This window comes from Jiangella endophytica, assembly GCF_003427025.1.
Taxonomy (GTDB): Bacteria; Actinomycetota; Actinomycetes; order Jiangellales; family Jiangellaceae; genus Jiangella; species Jiangella endophytica.
Genome location: NZ_QVAI01000061.1, coordinates 1 through 704 on the forward strand (window position 1 = coordinate 1; position 704 = coordinate 704).

At 70.9% G+C, this 704-nt stretch carries 1 protein-coding gene; it reads right to left on the minus strand.

Translation table 11 applies throughout. The annotated features are described in order from the left end of the window. Positions 1–704: LLM class flavin-dependent oxidoreductase (locus tag DZA62_RS35250; protein ID WP_116953674.1), on the minus strand; the 704-nt coding region annotated here is incomplete at both ends.

Sequence of the window (704 nt, forward strand, 5' to 3'; positions counted from 1 at the left end):
ACCGTCGGGTTGGTCGCGCGGATCTGCTTGACGATCGACTGGCGGAACCCGATGCTGCCGCCGGCCACCTTGGGATCCAGCGCGGCCTCGAGCACCTCGTCAGGGAATCCCTCGTCCAGGTCCAGGTGCGACGCGTCGTATCCGATGGCCTGCGACAACCACTGCACCGAATAGGCGGCGGGTCCCAGGTCGTGCAGTTCGTCGCTGCGCCGCTTGGCCTCCTCCTCCGTGCTGCCCAGGCTGAGCAGCAGACCGGGCAGGATCTTCACCGTCGCCGGTGACCGCCCGGCCTCGGCGGCATACCGCTTGACCTCGTCGTAGTGCTCGATCGCGCCCGCCTTCGTCAGCTCCGCCGCGAAGACTCCGTCGGCGTAGCGGCCGGCGAGACGACGCCCTTTGACCGAGCCGCCCGCCTGCAACAGGACCGGGTGACGCTGCGGGGAGGGTGGTACCCGCAGCCGGCCGTCCACGTCGAAGAACTCGCCGTGGTGACCAACGTCGCGCCCCAAGGCCGCCGACTCCCAGAGCGCGAGGACCAGTTCCACGAACTCGGCGGCCCGGTCGTAGCGCCGGTCGGCGTGCGGAACGTCCGGCAGGCCGAAGTTCCGTGCGGCCGGCGCGCTCCGCGTCGTGACGATGTTCCACCCGGCCCGCCCACCCGACACGTGGTCCAGCGACAGCAGCCGCTGAGCGAGGTCGAACGG